This is a genomic window from Corynebacterium phocae (assembly GCF_008693075.1).
Lineage (GTDB): Bacteria > Actinomycetota > Actinomycetes > Mycobacteriales > Mycobacteriaceae > Corynebacterium > Corynebacterium phocae.
Map to the genome: position 1 here is coordinate 141,663 of NZ_VXKJ01000030.1, position 14,634 is coordinate 156,296.

15 protein-coding genes and 1 pseudogene are annotated in these 14,634 nt (G+C 62.9%); 15 read left to right on the top strand and 1 reads right to left on the bottom strand.

Annotated features, from left to right (window positions below):
- Positions 1-3 precede the first annotated feature (3 nt).
- From F4V58_RS02840 to F4V58_RS12840, 4 genes and pseudogenes are all read left to right on the top strand, one after another.
- Positions 4-909 carry a D-isomer specific 2-hydroxyacid dehydrogenase family protein gene (locus tag F4V58_RS02840; RefSeq protein ID WP_075733186.1) on the top strand — a complete coding sequence of 302 codons (906 nt, stop codon included), beginning with the start codon at positions 4-6 and terminating at the stop codon, positions 907-909.
- A gap of 143 nt (positions 910-1,052) precedes the next feature.
- Positions 1,053-2,216: a DNA cytosine methyltransferase gene (locus tag F4V58_RS02845; RefSeq protein WP_075733188.1), complete on the top strand. Its 1,164-nt coding sequence runs from the start codon at positions 1,053-1,055 to the stop codon at positions 2,214-2,216.
- A pseudogene (locus F4V58_RS12835) lies at positions 2,209-2,520 on the top strand (GIY-YIG nuclease family protein); the annotation flags it as partial. The gene F4V58_RS02845 and the pseudogene F4V58_RS12835, both read left to right, overlap by 8 nt.
- A 198-nt stretch (positions 2,521-2,718) precedes the next feature.
- Complete coding sequence (locus F4V58_RS12840; protein WP_245803071.1) at positions 2,719-3,009, top strand: hypothetical protein; 291 nt, start codon at positions 2,719-2,721, stop codon at positions 3,007-3,009.
- A gap of 57 nt (positions 3,010-3,066) precedes the next feature.
- Here F4V58_RS12840 and F4V58_RS02855 read toward each other — a convergent pair whose 3' ends face one another.
- Positions 3,067-4,530 carry a PepSY-associated TM helix domain-containing protein gene (locus F4V58_RS02855; RefSeq protein WP_075733192.1) on the bottom strand — a complete coding sequence of 488 codons (1,464 nt, stop codon included), beginning with the start codon at positions 4,528-4,530 and terminating at the stop codon, positions 3,067-3,069.
- Between the two features lie 315 nt (positions 4,531-4,845).
- On the opposite strand from F4V58_RS02855, the gene F4V58_RS02860 reads away from it, so the two are divergent.
- The 11 genes from F4V58_RS02860 (at position 4,846) to F4V58_RS02910 (ending at position 14,620) form a co-directional block, all read left to right on the top strand.
- Positions 4,846-6,150: a glutamate-5-semialdehyde dehydrogenase gene (locus F4V58_RS02860; protein WP_075733194.1), complete on the top strand. Its 1,305-nt coding sequence runs from the start codon at positions 4,846-4,848 to the stop codon at positions 6,148-6,150.
- A gap of 20 nt (positions 6,151-6,170) precedes the next feature.
- On the top strand, positions 6,171-7,046 hold the full coding sequence (locus tag F4V58_RS02865; RefSeq protein WP_245803022.1) for a hypothetical protein: 876 nt from the start codon (positions 6,171-6,173) through the stop codon (positions 7,044-7,046).
- 43 nt (positions 7,047-7,089) lie between these two features.
- Positions 7,090-8,004, top strand: a complete 915-nt coding sequence (locus tag F4V58_RS12695) for a hypothetical protein (protein WP_075733196.1) — start codon at positions 7,090-7,092, stop codon at positions 8,002-8,004.
- Complete coding sequence (gene nadD, locus F4V58_RS02875) at positions 8,001-8,621, top strand: nicotinate-nucleotide adenylyltransferase (protein WP_281247310.1); 621 nt, start codon at positions 8,001-8,003, stop codon at positions 8,619-8,621. Before F4V58_RS12695 ends, nadD begins: the two co-directional genes overlap by 4 nt.
- A gap of 88 nt (positions 8,622-8,709) precedes the next feature.
- Positions 8,710-9,180 (top strand): ribosome silencing factor, encoded by a 471-nt coding sequence (gene rsfS, locus F4V58_RS02880; RefSeq protein ID WP_075733200.1) that lies wholly within the window; start codon positions 8,710-8,712, stop codon positions 9,178-9,180.
- 7 nt (positions 9,181-9,187) lie between these two features.
- Complete coding sequence (locus tag F4V58_RS02885; RefSeq protein ID WP_075733202.1) at positions 9,188-9,886, top strand: histidine phosphatase family protein; 699 nt, start codon at positions 9,188-9,190, stop codon at positions 9,884-9,886.
- Positions 9,886-10,770, top strand: coding sequence for a DegV family protein (locus F4V58_RS02890; RefSeq protein WP_075733204.1), 885 nt, complete (start codon positions 9,886-9,888; stop codon positions 10,768-10,770). Before F4V58_RS02885 ends, F4V58_RS02890 begins: the two co-directional genes overlap by 1 nt.
- A gap of 297 nt (positions 10,771-11,067) precedes the next feature.
- Positions 11,068-11,769: a ComEA family DNA-binding protein gene (locus tag F4V58_RS02895; RefSeq protein ID WP_075733206.1), complete on the top strand. Its 702-nt coding sequence runs from the start codon at positions 11,068-11,070 to the stop codon at positions 11,767-11,769.
- Positions 11,770-11,786: 17 nt separating this feature from the next.
- Positions 11,787-13,295: a ComEC/Rec2 family competence protein gene (locus F4V58_RS02900; RefSeq protein WP_245803023.1), complete on the top strand. Its 1,509-nt coding sequence runs from the start codon at positions 11,787-11,789 to the stop codon at positions 13,293-13,295.
- A 9-nt stretch (positions 13,296-13,304) separates the two neighbouring features.
- A complete protein-coding gene (gene holA / locus F4V58_RS02905; RefSeq protein WP_075733208.1) occupies positions 13,305-14,246 on the top strand; it encodes a DNA polymerase III subunit delta in 942 nt (313 codons plus the stop codon).
- A 5-nt stretch (positions 14,247-14,251) separates the two neighbouring features.
- Positions 14,252-14,620, top strand: a complete 369-nt coding sequence (locus F4V58_RS02910; protein ID WP_075733210.1) for an ankyrin repeat domain-containing protein — start codon at positions 14,252-14,254, stop codon at positions 14,618-14,620.
- Positions 14,621-14,634: the final 14 nt, after the last annotated feature.

The following is a 14,634-nucleotide window of genomic DNA, read 5'->3' on the forward strand; positions in this document are numbered from 1 at the left end:
GACATGAAATACGCAATTGCGCCCCATGAATGGGAAGAAACCACCACCGCTTTGGAAGAAGCGGGCCATGAAAAGGCCGCGCTGGCAGACGCAGACTTCCTAGTATTTAACGGCCAGCCAGAGGAGTTCCCGGACCCCCTGCCGGACAACATTGGGCTGGTGCAGGTGCACTTTGCCGGAGTGGACCACATCCTGGACATCATTCGTTCCTCCGGTGCCCGCTGGTCCAACGCCGCCGGCCTCTACGCGCCCACGGTGGCGGAGTCCACCGTCGCGCTGCTACTAGCCCAGTTGCACGCCCACAAGCGCGTGGGCAATACCTGGGATAACCGCGATGAGGTCGAAGAACACACCAGCTTTCTGTTTGAAGACAAGACCGTGGCCATCCTGGGTGCCGGCGGGATTGGCAAGAAGCTCATTGAGATGCTCTCCGGATTTGGTCCGCGCATTGTGGCCGTCAACCGCTCCGGTGATGACGTGGAAGGCGCGGATGAGGTCATCCCGTTTTCTGACCTGGACACCGTCTGGGGCAAGGCTGATTACTTTGTGTTCCTAGCTCCGCTGACGGAGGAGACCAAGCACATGGGCAACGCGGAGGCCTTCCGCGCCATGCCCGCGCATGCCGTGGTGGTCAACGTGGGCCGCGGCCCGCTTATTGACACCGATGACCTGGTTCAAGCCCTGCGCGACGGGGAGATAGCTGGTGCTTGCCTGGACGTGACTGACCCGGAGCCGCTGCCGGACGGGCACCCGCTGTGGGAGATGCCCAGCGTGGTTATTACCCCGCACCTGGCCAACCCGCCCTATTCCATCCGCAAGCGCATTGGTGCGCACACCGTGGAGGTCGTTGCTGCGTGGGAGCAAGGCAAGGAGATCCCCACGGAGGTGGACCCGGAGGCCGGGTACTAGGCAGGGGCATTCGGTGCCTTGATTTAGCTACCTTTATGCTCGAGGATGGTGCTGAGCCAAGCCAGTGCCACGGGTAGAACTTTCCTGGGAAGCTCTGATCTGCGCGAATTACTAGGAGGGCTCAAGCGGGGTAGAATTGCTACATGCCGAAAATCACGCCAATCGAGATGGGTCGACCACGAGTCCTTGAGTTTTTTGCTGGGATTGGACTCGCCCGTATGGGGTTGGAAAAAGCCGGCTTTAGCGTGGTGTGGGCGAACGACATTGAAAAAGACAAGAAATCGATGTACGACCGACAGTTCGGGGAGTCTACTGCGCACTCCTATTCTTTAGGCGACATCGGTGAGGTTGGGGCCTCCGATCTTCCTGGGGGAACGTCTCTAGCGTGGGCCTCATCGCCGTGCACGGACTTATCCCTTGCTGGTACCAGGAAGGGCCTTGCAGGAAGCCAATCTGGAACCTTTTGGCACTTCGTACGGATCCTCGAAGAACTTGGTGAGGAACGGCCTCAATCTGTGGTCTTGGAAAATGTGACAGGACTAGCGACCTCTCACGGGGGAGAGGACATCCGTTCTGCCATCAAGGCATTCAATGAACTTGGGTACTCAGTTGACGTTCTAGCAATTGATGCTCGGCGTTTCCTTCCGCAATCGCGGCCGCGCATCTTCCTTGTGGGCTCGCAAAAACCGCCCGAAGCCAATGAGGAAGGGCCTTCAGAGCTGCGGCCTGAATGGATGCAGTGGATCTTTGCAGACCCTGAGCTCAGGACTCACCGGGCGGTACTGCCGTCCCCGCCGGCTCCCAACACCGGCGGGTTTAGCGAAACCGTGGAAGAGATGAACCTCAATGACTCGAGGTGGTGGGATTCTGAACGCACTGAGGCATTCTTTGAATCCCTATCTCCCATCCAGCGTGCCCGGGTGCTCTCCATGCAGAAAGGCGTGGAAGTCAAGTATCGGACCGCCTACCGCCGCACCCGCAAGGGCAAACCAGTGTGGGAAGTAAGGCCCGATGACATCTCGGGTTGTTTGCGAACTGCGCGCGGGGGCTCATCAAAGCAAGCAGTGGTCCGGCTTGGGAAAAACCGATTTCAAGTTCGTTGGATGACCCCTTTGGAGTATGCCCGTCTCATGGGTGCGGCAGAATACGACTTGAGCGCGGCGCGCACTAACCAGGCGCTCTTCGGCTTCGGTGACGCTGTGGCTGTACCAGTTGTTGAGTGGCTGGCGGAGAACTATCTGCTACCTCTCATTGCAGGGACCTTGGAAGCACCGGCCTTCCAAGGGGAAGTGAGAAAATATGGGTAGCAGAGGCATAGCAAGCTACAACGATTCAGACGGGGATCCCCCGGCCAAAAGAACTCTGCCTACACGCTTTGTACAGGGATTTAGAGAGTTGCTTTCAGAGGCTCTAGCGACCGAAGACGAATTGAGTGGAGTGAAACTCAGTAGGTGCGTTGGCGTCTATGCGTTCTACGACTACGACGGGGAACCAATTTATGTTGGCCAAACTACCGAGAACTTCGCCACGCGTATCGGTAGGCACCTTCGGGGGCAACGGTCAGACACACTTGCTTACCGAATTTTGGACCCTTTCGAGGTCGCGGAGATGGAATTGTTTCCGATCACTTACCCTAGCGGGGCCTCAAGGGCCGAACGCAGGCTCTATACAGACGCCGTTGAGTACACTGCTTACGTTCATGCCATTAGAAACTCGAAGTATAAGGCAATTCTGAATGAAAAATTTCCGCCTTTTGCTCCCGAAGTTAAGCTGCCAAAGTCCTATCGATTTAACCTGATCCCGGAAGGTATGCGGGAAGACCGTGAGCACCCGGATGTTCGTATTGCACGGCGGGCGGAGACGTTGTCGCGTGTGGCGGCGGTAGCGCACGAACGTGGAGAGGTATCCAATGGCCTGCGGCGCGTCATCGTAATCCAGGCCGTTCGCTTGGCTGATCTGGCGGCCGCCAGGTTGGCCTACGCCGAGGGCAGGAAGCGCCCCTCACCGGAAGCAATTGACGTGCAAGCCTTGGTAGGAAATACGGTTCCAGAATTTGCCCCGGACCTGGATATCCGCTTTCCCTCCCCACCGGTAAGCTAACCGGTCGCGAAAAGCCCACACCGTCAGAGCCTGGCCGGTGTGGGCTTACGCGTGTTGCTATGACGTGGGGAGAAGTTCAGGGTCTTCAGACACCGCCTGTTTTGACGCCGCTTGCTTTGGCGTGTGGGCGCGGGTGGCCAGCGCCTTGACGCGCCGGGAGAGCACCCAGTCGGCTAACAGCATGGCCGCCAGGCTCACGCCGAAGACGGGCAGGTAGACGCCCACAGTCAGCAGGAACAGGGCCACCAGCAGCTTATCGCGGGTGCCCAGTGGTTGGTAGGGGCCGGGCACGCCGGCAATGGCGCCGGCGCGGGTGCCGCGCTTGAACCACAACACGTAGCCAATCAAGCACAGCGCGGTGATACCAATGCCCGTGAAAAACAGCAGGATCTGCAGCGGCAGGCCAAACAGGATTCCCATGTGGAGGTAAATGCCCCAGCTGGTCAGTTTGCTAAACAGCGGCAGCTGGTTGAAGGGAAGGCGGTCAACAACGGCCCCGGTGGCGGGGTTGATGCTTACGGCGTCAGAGGTCATGCGCCACGGCGTCCAGCGCTCACTGGCCTGCCACGCGTGGTCAGTGTCTTTGGGCGGGAACAGCCGTAGGGAGCCGGTGAGGCCCTCGCTCTTGGCGGTGGCCCAGACGGTGTCCACGTGGCTGGCTAGTTCCGCGGCGGTGTAAGTTTCTACTTCTTCTTCTGCTGCGGCCGCGCCGTGGTGGTGCTCGTGCCCGGAGGCCGGGGCCGCAGCCTTAGCCGGGTCGAGCGCGGTGTTGACGGGCGCGGACTTCCAGCCGAAAAACTCTACGGTCTTGCCCACGTTGTTCCCGGAGAACGGTGCCCAGGTCAGGCCAGTAACGGACAGCCCCAGCATGGCTACCAGCAAACCGGCGCCGATGATCCCGTGCACGTTAGTCCACCAGTTACGGCTGGCCTTAGCACTGCCGGAGCGGCCGGTGAAAAAACGTTTGCCGCCTACGCGCTTTAACCAGAGGAAGACGCCGCCTAGGGCCACAAACCACATCCAGGAGGCGGCAAGCTCAGCGTAGAGTTCACCTGGTGGGCCCAGGTAGAGGTCGTGGTGGGCCTCGGAGATGAGCTTGCGCAGGGGCAGCTCACCCAGGCCGGAGTAGCTGGCCTCATCGCCAATGACTTCGCCGGTGCCGGGGTTGACAAAAATGCTGCGCAGGCGGCCGCCTTCAAGCTCCGGGTCTGCTAGCAGCACACGGGTGGAGTCCTGCGGTTCAGCGGCCGGCCATACTTGGGCCAGCTCCATGTCTGGGTACTGGGCCTGGGCGTTGGTGACCTGCTCTTCGAGGGAGACCGGGTGGTCGGTTGCTGCCACTTTGAGGATGTCGCGGTAGACCACGTTTTCCATGGTCGGCGCCAGGGCGTAGAGCGCGCCGGTGAGCGCGGCGATGATGATGAATGGGCCGATGAACATTCCGGCGTAGAAGTGAATACGCCTAATCAGCGGGGCGAGCCCCGATTTTTTGGCCCCTGTTGAGGCCTGGACGTCAGTCATGGGAGGACTTTTCTCCTTGTGATCGGTTTTGAGTTGTCTGAGTTGGGTGAAACTTTCGAAAGTTCAGGTTCGGCCGCTAGCGGCAGTGATGAAACAGTCGAGCGGGGTGGTCAATTGGTTCCCGCCCTCCGCGCGGTTGTGTGTACTTTCCGGCCTAATTGATAATTTTTGGATTAGCCGGGAACTTTTTTCAGCGAGTGAAAGCGCCTATAAATGGCGGTTTGCTGGTGTGTAGCGCCCGGGAACGGCGAACTTTTGTGTTTAATCCCACACAATTGGGCCAGGCGGTGCTGGCCGCTGGGCTAGAGTTGGATTATGAGTTCAAAAAACAGTGCCGTAACTAGCGCCGTAACCCGCGAAGAAGAACGCCAGGAAGTGCTCGCCCGGGCCGCCGCAGCCAAGAAGGTTGCACCCCAGGTAGCGCAGCTTCCCACGCCGGTGAAAAACGCCATCCTGCTGGCTGCGGCCGGCAATCTGGTGGAGCGCGCGCCAGAGATTCTGGAAGCCAACGCCCGGGACGTAGCCGCGGGCCGCGAGCGCGGGTTTAATGACTCCCTCATTGACCGCCTGAGCCTTGATAAGGACCGGATAGCCGGGATTGCTTCCGGCCTGCGGCAGGTGGCCAGCCTGCGTGACCCGGTGGGGGAGGTCCTGCGCGGGCATACGATGGACAACGGCATTCAGATGACCCAGGTGCGCGTGCCACTGGGCGTGATGGGCATGGTCTACGAGGCCCGCCCGAATGTCACCGTGGACGCCTTTGGCCTGGCCATGAAGTCCGGCAACGTGGCGCTTCTGCGCGGGTCAAAGTCCGCCGTGCATTCCAATCAGGCGCTAGTGGAGATCCTGCAAGATACGGTGGTAGACCACGGCCTGCCACGCGAGGTAGTCCAGCTGCTGCCGTGCCAAACGCACGACTCCGTCCAAGACCTCATCACCGCCCGCGGCCTAGTGGACGTGGTCATCCCGCGCGGCGGCGCGGGCCTAATCGAGGCCGTGGTCACCGGCGCTACCGTGCCCACCATTGAGACCGGAACGGGCAACTGTCACTTCTACGTCGACGCCTCGGCGGACGTGGACAAGGCCATAGACATGGTGTTAAACGGCAAAACCCGCCGGCCCTCAGTATGCAACGCCACTGAGACGGTCCTGCTTGACGCCGCGCTGCCGGACGCGGACAAACTGCGGGTCGTTCTCGCGCTACAGGACGCCGGGGTGACGGTACACGGGGACGTGGGGGAACTAGGGGGCATCGGCGTAGAAGGCGCGGTGCAGGCCACGGAGGAAGAGTGGGCATCGGAATTTCTGTCCATGGACATCTGCGCCAAGGTGGTAGACGGCGTCAGCGGCGCCATCGCACACATTGCCACATACTCCACCGGCCACACCGAGGGCATTGCGGCGCAAAACGCGGACGTTTTGACCGCGTTTGCCGGCGGCGTGGACTCCGCAGCCGTCATGCTCAACGCCTCCACCGCGTTCACCGACGGTGAGGTCTACGGCATGGGCGCAGAAATAGGCATCTCCACGCAAAAACTCCACGCGCGCGGGCCCATGGCGCTGCCGGAGCTGACCTCCACCAAATGGATTTTGCAGGGCAATGGTCAAACTAGGCCTTAGCCAGGCGCTAAAGTAGAGGGGTGAAAAAGACTCTAGCTACTTTAACCACCTGCCTGCTGGCGTGCAGCCCGGTATTCAGCGGCCACGCGGCGGCTAGCCCGGCACCGGCACCCGCCCCGGCAGCGTGCCCCGAGATTGCCGTGGTGGCCGCCCGGGGCTCAGACCAAAACGCCGCGCAAGGCGAATACCTGGGCCCGCAGACTTACGGCACGCGCACCTCCAACGGCTATGAAGGCCGCAACTTCATTTCCTTTTTCCACTTCGTGGACTCCCGCCACCCAGGACTGATGGACAAAGTTCAGGTAATTGGCCTAGATGAGGAACAATACCCGGCCGCCATGAATGTCCCCCCGCTGGCCAAAGAAGGGGAAGTGCTCTCCTTTGGACAAGTGCTAGAGCGCATGCACTTCATTGTCACCCACTACTCCTTGGGGCAAATGGCCTGGGGCACCACCTTCGGGCTGCTGGACTCCCTGCGCCGGGGTGAAGAAAACGCGCCGGGCGTGGTGGCGGAATACGAACGCCGCACCGGCTGCAAACCCCGCTACATTGTGGCCGGTTACTCCCAGGGCGCTATTGTTGCCACCTCGTTGGAAAAGCCCCTTGCCGCACAGGGCAAGCTCCACGGCGCTTTTTACCTGGGCAACCCCCTACACCGGCCCGCCGGCATGTCCGTGTGGTACCCGCACCAGCTGGCGCCCCTGCCGCCCCACGCGCGGATTGACTACTGCCTAGCGGGGGACTTTTCTTGCACACTCACCCCAGAAAACGCGCTGTTGGCGCTGAGAGACAAAGCCAAGTTGCACGCCTCCTACTTCCAGGACGCGGCAGCGGGCAACCCCACCGCGCAAGACATTGCTGTGGCGGATAGGTTTGCCAGCCTCATACGCGGGTAAGATGTGGCGGAGTTTAAATACCCTCTGTACAGAAAGTTCAACGGTGCGTACTTCTTTTCTTTCCCGTCTAGCGGGTATCGGCGTCGCGGTAGCCGCCACGGTTACCACGCTGGCCGTGCCCGCAGCCCAAGCCCAAACCTGCCCCGCCGTAGTGGTGGTGGCCGCGCGCGGCTCTGGCCAAAACGGGCATATTTACCCCACCCGCTACTCCGGCCAAGAGCCCTTTGCCTCCAACGGCTGGGAGGGGGAAACCATCCGGGCCATGCTGCACACCGTGGAATCACGCTACCGGGCCACCCACGGCGGGCAGTCCGTCATGCGCGACGTCTACGTCCTGGGGCTAAGCCCGCAGGACTACCCGGCTACCTATCCGGAATACACCGTGCCCAACGTGGCGGTCCCGCAATCGCTGCCGGAGGTTATCTCCATAGCCCAGCAGTGGACCATACCGGTGATTAACACCGGAATCCGCGTGGCGCAGGAATTCTTTGCCTCCGTGGGCACCGGGCGCTCCGGTGTTATGCGCGCTATTGACGGCTACGAGCGTGCCTCCGGTTGCCGCCCGCAGTACATCCTGACCGGCTTTAGCCAGGGTGCCATGATTTTGGCCGAACATGAGCGCGACTTAGCCGCCCGCGGGCAGCTGGCGGGCGTGGTGTACATGGGTAGCCCCAACACCGCGGCCGGGGACCCGTTTACGGTGGGTAACACCACCGGCTGGGGCGGAATTTTGGGCTGGTGGCCGTTCAATAACACCGTGGCCTCCCGGGCCACAGTCAACCGCGTCAACTACTGCCTGCCGCTGGACGGCGTGTGCGATATCTCCCGGGAGAACCTGGAAGCCGCCCGCGCAGCCGGGGGTGGCAACCACGGCCGGTACTTCCTGTGGGGCTCGCAGTGGGACGCCCACGTGGCGGACCAGGTAGGCCGGTGGGTAGACCAGGTGAGGTTCCGGTGAAAGAACGCGTAGGCATAATGGGTGGGACCTTTGACCCCATCCACAACGGGCACCTGGTGGCCGCCAGTGAGGTGGCCCACCGCTTCCAGCTAGACCGCGTGGTTTTTGTGCCCACCGGCCAGCCGTGGCAAAAGGCGGGGCGCGGGGTAACTCCGGCGGAACACCGCTACCTGATGACCACCATTGCCACCGCTTCAAACCCCAGCTTCAGGGTCTCCCGCGTAGACATTGACCGGGAAGGCCCCACCTACACCATTGACACGCTGCGCGATATGAGAGAAATCTTGCCCCAGGCGCAGCTGTACTTCATCACCGGCGCGGACGCCTTGGCCGGAATCATGGAGTGGCGTGATTGGGACACCATGCTGGGCATGGCCAAATTCGTGGGCGTTACCCGCCCCGGCTACAAGCTGACTAAGGAGATGCTGCCAGAGTGCGCGCAGTCCAGCGTGGAGCTGGTGGACATCCCGGCCATGGCCATTTCTTCTACCGATTGCCGCCGCCGCGCCCAGGAAGGAAAACCGGTGTGGTACCTGGTGCCGGACGGGGTGGTGCAGTACATGGCAAAGAATAAGTTGTACCGGCAGGATCAAAATCCGGTGCTTGACAAGGATTGATTTTCGGGTTGACTAGGAAAATTCCGGCTATTCGTGTCAAACTGTAGGGACTTAAGTTATACGCCCCCCATTTTTTAAGGAAATACATTTGTCTATTACTGACGTAGCCCGCACAATGGCTGAGATTTCGGCCAAGGCTGCCGATGAAAAGCTCGGTTCCAACATTGCCGTCATCGACGTTTCTGACGTGATTGCTATCACCGAGGTCTTTGTCATTGTCTCCGCCGAAACCGAGCGCCAGGTATCCGCCATCGTTGATGAAATCGAAGATGAGATGACCAAGGCCGGCTATGAGCCCAAGCGCCGCGAGGGCAACCGCGAATTCCGCTGGGTGCTGCTTGACTACGGCAACGCCGTCATCCACGTCCAGCGCGAAACCGAGCGTGAATACTACGGCCTGGACCGCCTCTACCACGACTGCCCGCTCATCGAGGTGGAAGGCATTGAGACCCCGGAGCGCCCCGGAGAGTGGTCCAATGAGGTTAATATCCGCGAGGTCACCGAGCTCGACGAAATCCCTCTGGCCGGCCCGGAGCCGGAAGAAGAAGAGGAGTATTAAAACCCCAATGAGCCGCCGCCTTTTTCTGATCCGCCACGGCCAGACCACCTACAACGTGACTGGCCGTATGCAGGGGCACCTGGACACCGAGCTCTCCCCTTTGGGCTATGAGCAGGCCCGGGTGGCGGCTTCGCTCCTGGCTGATAAGGGCATCACCCGTATTATTTCCTCCGATTTGGTGCGCGCTCACGAGACCGCGCGCGTGATTTCGGAGCAGCTCCACGTGCCCTTTACTGCCGATGCCCGCCTGCGGGAAACCCACCTAGGCCAGTGGCAGGGCCGCACTTCCGCGGAAGTAGACGCGGAGAGCCCATCCGTGCGCGCCATCTGGCGCCACGACCCCACCTGGCCGCCGCCCGGCGGGGAATCCCGCGTGGACGTGGCGCGCCGCGCCCGGCCGGTCATTGATGAGCTCATGCGCACCTATCCCGAGTGGGACAACGGGGCGGTGCTGGTGGTAGCCCACGGCGGCACCATCACCTCCCTGACGTGTTCGCTATTGGGCCTTGCCCACCAGCAGTACAGTCTGTTGTCCGGGCTGAAAAACACGCACTGGGCGCAGCTGACCGCCAGGCCCAAGCTAAACCTTAAAAACCCGGGGGCTTCGGTGGATTTCACCCCGGAGACTGTACCTAGTGCTAGCTGGTATTTTGACGGCTGGAACATGGGGGCGCGCGTGAGCGGTGACGCCGGGGCGGACGTCTAGTGGCCGTCCGGGTAGTTACTGACAGCGCCGCCGGTTTGCCTGCGGATATGGCCAGTGACCTAGACATCACGGTGTTGGACCTGCACGTGATGGATCAGCAGACCAAGGACGGGGTGGAGCAATCCACCTCCGGGCTCACCGCGCTGGAGCTGGCCGCCGCCTTTGGGCGCCAGGCGCAGTTGTCCACGCGGGAGATCTTTGGCGAATCCCGCGAGGACGGCGTCCTGGCCATTCATCTCTCCCGCGAGCTGTCTTCTACCTGGTCGGCCGCCGTGGCTGCCTCCGGGGTGTTCCCGGATACCGTCCGGGTCCTCGATTCCACCACGGCCGGCATGGTGCAAGGGGCGGCGGCCATGGCGGCGGCCACCCTGGCTAAGCAAGGCGCAACCTTGGACGAGTGCTACGACGCCGCCTTTGACATCATCTCGCGCGGGCGCACCTGGGTCTACATTCACTCCACCGAGGACCTGCGCAAGTCCGGCCGGATTTCCGCGGCCACCGTAATGATTTCCACCGCGCTGTTGGCCATCCGCCCCATCATGGCCATCCACGGCGGCAAGCTGGAGATGGTGGGCAAGACCCGCACCCAGACCAAGGCTTTTACCAAGATGGTGGAGCTAGTCCAAGAACGCGCGGAGAACCAGGCGTGTTTTGTGGCCATCCAGTTCAGCCCGGACGCCCAGGACGCGGCGGAAAAGCTCCACGCCCTGCTAGAAGCCGCTCTTGATGCTGACTCTAGTTTCCTCTTAGTGCCCCTCACCGACGTCCTGGCGGTCCATGCCGGCCCCGGCGCGATTGGCGTGTCCGTGGTTTTTGGCCAGGAGCAGGTGGACCACACCCCGGCTAAGCACCCGCTGTTTAAGAGCAAGAAGGCTGATTCTTAAGGGGCCTTGGCCACAAGCCACAAGCCACAGGCCACAAGCCACAGGCCCCAAGCCACAAGCCACAAGCCACAAGCCACAGGCCACAGGCCACAAGCCACAGGCCACAGACCACAGACTCTGGCCCGGCTTCTGGCCCGGCGCGGCGGTCCACAGGTTTTCACGAAACCACCGTAATTGGCCCAAAACCTGTGGATAACTTCCGCCGGTGGGCCGGGATGGGCCGCTTTCGTGGAGGTTATCCACAGGCCGGCCGGAACGCTCTGGTGCGCTGCGCCAATCTTGCCTACCGTTAGGGGCGTGGCTCGGAATAAGAATGCGCGTTCGGGCGCGGGGCGGCTGCAGGACTTGCTGCAGCCAACGGGGGAAGAAGCGCTCCTTAACGTTGAGTATCCGCGTCCGCGGTTTGGCGTGCCGGTAAGGCAGGCGGTGGTGGTGGCGGCGGTGCTGGTGGCGGTGGCCGTGCTCTACCTGCTTAGCGCACCGCGGGTGGTGGAGCCCACCTCAGCGGTTCCCGGTGGGGTGGTTGGCGTGACGGCGGCTACCGGTGCGCCGCTCCAGGCCCCGGTTGGCGCAGGAGCGGGGGAGCCCAGTGAGCTGGTGGTGTCCGTGGTGGGCAATGTAGAGGTCCCCGGGCTGGTCACGCTGGCCCCGGGTGCGCGGGTGGCGGACGCGCTAGCGCATGCCCGGCCACTGCCGGACGCCAACCTCACCGACGTCAACCACGCGGCGCGGCTAAGCGATGGCCAGCAGATAAACGTCCGCCCCCAAGGTCAGCCGCAGCCACCCGAGCCCGGTGGGCAGACGGCGGGCAAGGTGAGTCTCAACACCGCCAACGCCGCGCAGCTCACCCAAATCAGCGGGGTGGGGGAGGTCACCGCAGCAGCGATAGTGGCGCACCGGGAGCGCATTGGGGCCTTTAGCGACATCGCGCAGCTGCAAGATATCAACGGGATTGGTCCGGCCAAGTTTACCCAGATTTCCGCGCAGGTCACGCTGTGAGCGGGGAGGGCAAGCGCGTGACTGCCGCCCCGGGCGCGGCTATGAGTGAGCTGCGTCTGCTGCCCGCCGCGCTGGCGGCCTGGCTGGTCTTGCTGCTGCCGGTACCGGGGAACCTGGTGGCGTTGGCGGTGGGCGCCGCCGTGGCGTGGGGGCTTGGACAACGTGGCCAGGCCGTGCTCATCCCGGGGGTGGGCCTAGCTACCATCATCCGCGCCGCCGTGGTGCCGGCACCGTCCACAACGGTCACCGCCACACCCCGGCGCTTAAGCTCCGGCCAGTGGGCCGTACCGCTGGGCCCCGACACCAAATTCTTTGACCACCTGCCCGCAGGCGCGGTCAAAGGCAGCCACTACATAAACGGCAGCTTTGCCCCGCCCACCGGCTGGTCCGGCTTTGCTCACGAGGTTTCCACGTCCTTTGCCCAAGCTGTCACGGCCACGGTGGGCCCGTCCAGCCAGGGGCTCATCCCCGGCATGGTGCTAGGGGACACCTCGCTGCAAACGCAGGCGGAGCGGGAGATGTTCATCAGCACCGGGCTAAGCCACCTGAGCGCAGTCTCCGGTGCCAACATCTCCTTGGTGACCACGGCGGCGTTTATCTGCATGCGTCTGCTGGGGGCCAGCCCGCGGCTGCAGGTGGCTGGGGCCGTTGCCGCGATGGCGGTGTTCGTAGGCCTGGTGGGCCCGGAGCCTTCCGTAATGCGCGCCAGCGTGACGGGTTTGGTGGGGCTGGCGGCAGTGGTGGCATCGGCAAGAATGCAGCCCATCCACGCGCTATCGCTGGGCGTGATTGCGCTGCTTATGCTGCGCCCCGGCCTGGCCGGTGATTTTGGCTTCGCGCTGTCAGTGGCCGCTACCGCCGGGATTGTGGTGGCCTTTCCCTACCTCTACCGCGCGCTGGCCCCGGTGCGGCTGCCAGACATCCTCACCCGCGCGCTCGCGGTTGCCATTGCTGCCGATGCCGCCACCATCCCCATCGTCGCAGCCATGACCGGGCAAGTCTCAGTGGTAGCGGTCCTAGCGAACATCCTGGTGGCCCCCGCCACCGCGCCAGTGACCATCTTGGGGCTTATGGCCGTTATTGCCGCCCCACTGGGCCTGGCTACGCCCCTGCTGCACGCGGTGGAGCCTTTTACCTGGTGGATCTACCACGTGGCGCAGTGGGCGGCGGGCCTGAACGTAACTACGGTGGTGGCTAGCCCCGTGGCGGTTGTGCTGGCCTACGGGTGGGTGTTCCGGTTGCTCCGGCACCCGCGGTGGGTGCTGGCCGCGGCGGTGGTGGGACTGGTGGTTCTGTGCGTACCGCGCGGGCAGCCTGCGCGCCTGGACACGGTGGTGGCTATTGTCAGTGAGGAGCAGGCGCGGGATGTGCCCGGGGTGGACGCCTACGTGATTTCCTCCCCCGGGCCGCCCAACGCACGGCCGGTGCGCACACCCGGCGGGATCCCGGTGCTCTACCCGCAGCGCGATGGGCCAGTGCGCGTGATGGCCGACGGTACGCAGCGCGGCCGGTTTGGCGCGCGCTAGGATAGGGGCATGAATCTAGCGCCCGTACACCTAATTGTTGGTGATGATGAATTCCTCATAGAGCGCGCCCGCCAGGCCATCCAGGCGCAGGTGCCCGGCGCGGAGGTCACCGTCCTGCCGGCCGCGGAGGTAAACCCGCCGGCCATCCTGGAAGCCACCAGCCCCTCCCTTTTTGCCGAGGACCGCGTGATAGTCATCACCGTGCCCGACCGCGCCGGGGCGGAGTTTGTACGCACGCTGGTTGACGCCGCCAAGCACCCGGCGCCGGGGATGACCGTGGTGATAATCGTTAAAGCGAAGGCAGCTAAGAACAAAAAGCCGCCGGAGATTGTGGCCAAGTTGTCCCGGCTGGCGCAGGTCCATGAGGCCTATTCCCTTAACCCGCGCGACCTGCTGCCGTGGCTGACGCGGGAGTTCCAGTCTTATAACGTGCGCCCTACGCCTGATGTCATCCACGCGGTACTAGACGGGGTGGGTTCAGATTTACGCGCCCTGGCCTCGGCGGTATCGCAGTTGGTGGCGGATACCGGCGGCAACGTGGACTTGGGCGCGGTGCGCGCGTACTACTCCGGGATCGCGGAGGTAGCCAACTGGGACATAGCCGACGCCGCCGTGGCCGGGCGCACCGAAGCCGCCGTGTCCACCTGCCGGCGCGCACTGCAATTAGGTGCCAAGCCGGTGTCCATTGCCTTTGCGTTGGCATCCAAGGTCTCCGCCGTGGCGCGGCTCTACGACGCCCGCGGTGACCACTTCGCGCTGGCCAAAGACCTGGGAATGAACCCCTACGCGGTCAAAGCCACCATGCCCGTGGCCCGCCGGTGGACAGGTGCCAACGTCACGCGCGCAGTGATAGTGGTCGACAATCTAGCCGCGGAGGTAGTAGGCCAAGGCAATGACGCCGAGTATGCTGTGGAAGCTGCCGTGAAAAAGATCTGCGAACTAGCGAGGTAAAAACCGTGACTGACATAGAACAATTAGCCACCAAGCTGTTTGACTTTGCCCGCGCGGGTGACAGGGCGCTCCTGTCCTACGTGGAGCAAGGAGTCAACGTTAACTTGGTCAACCAGGACGGCCAATCCTTCCTCATGCTGGCGGCCTACAACGGCCACGTGGACCTGGTGCACGGGCTGCTGGCGGCGGGGGCGGACGTGAACTTGCTCAACGACCGGGGGCAATCACCGCTGGCCGGGGTCATTTTTAAAGGTGATGACGCGTTGGTGGACGTGCTCCTAACCGCTGGCGCGGACCCGCAGGCAGGTACGCCCTCGGCGCTGGATACTGCCCGGATGTTCGGCCGTGAAGATCTCGTTTCGCGCTTAGGCTAGCTTTCCGGTTAAGG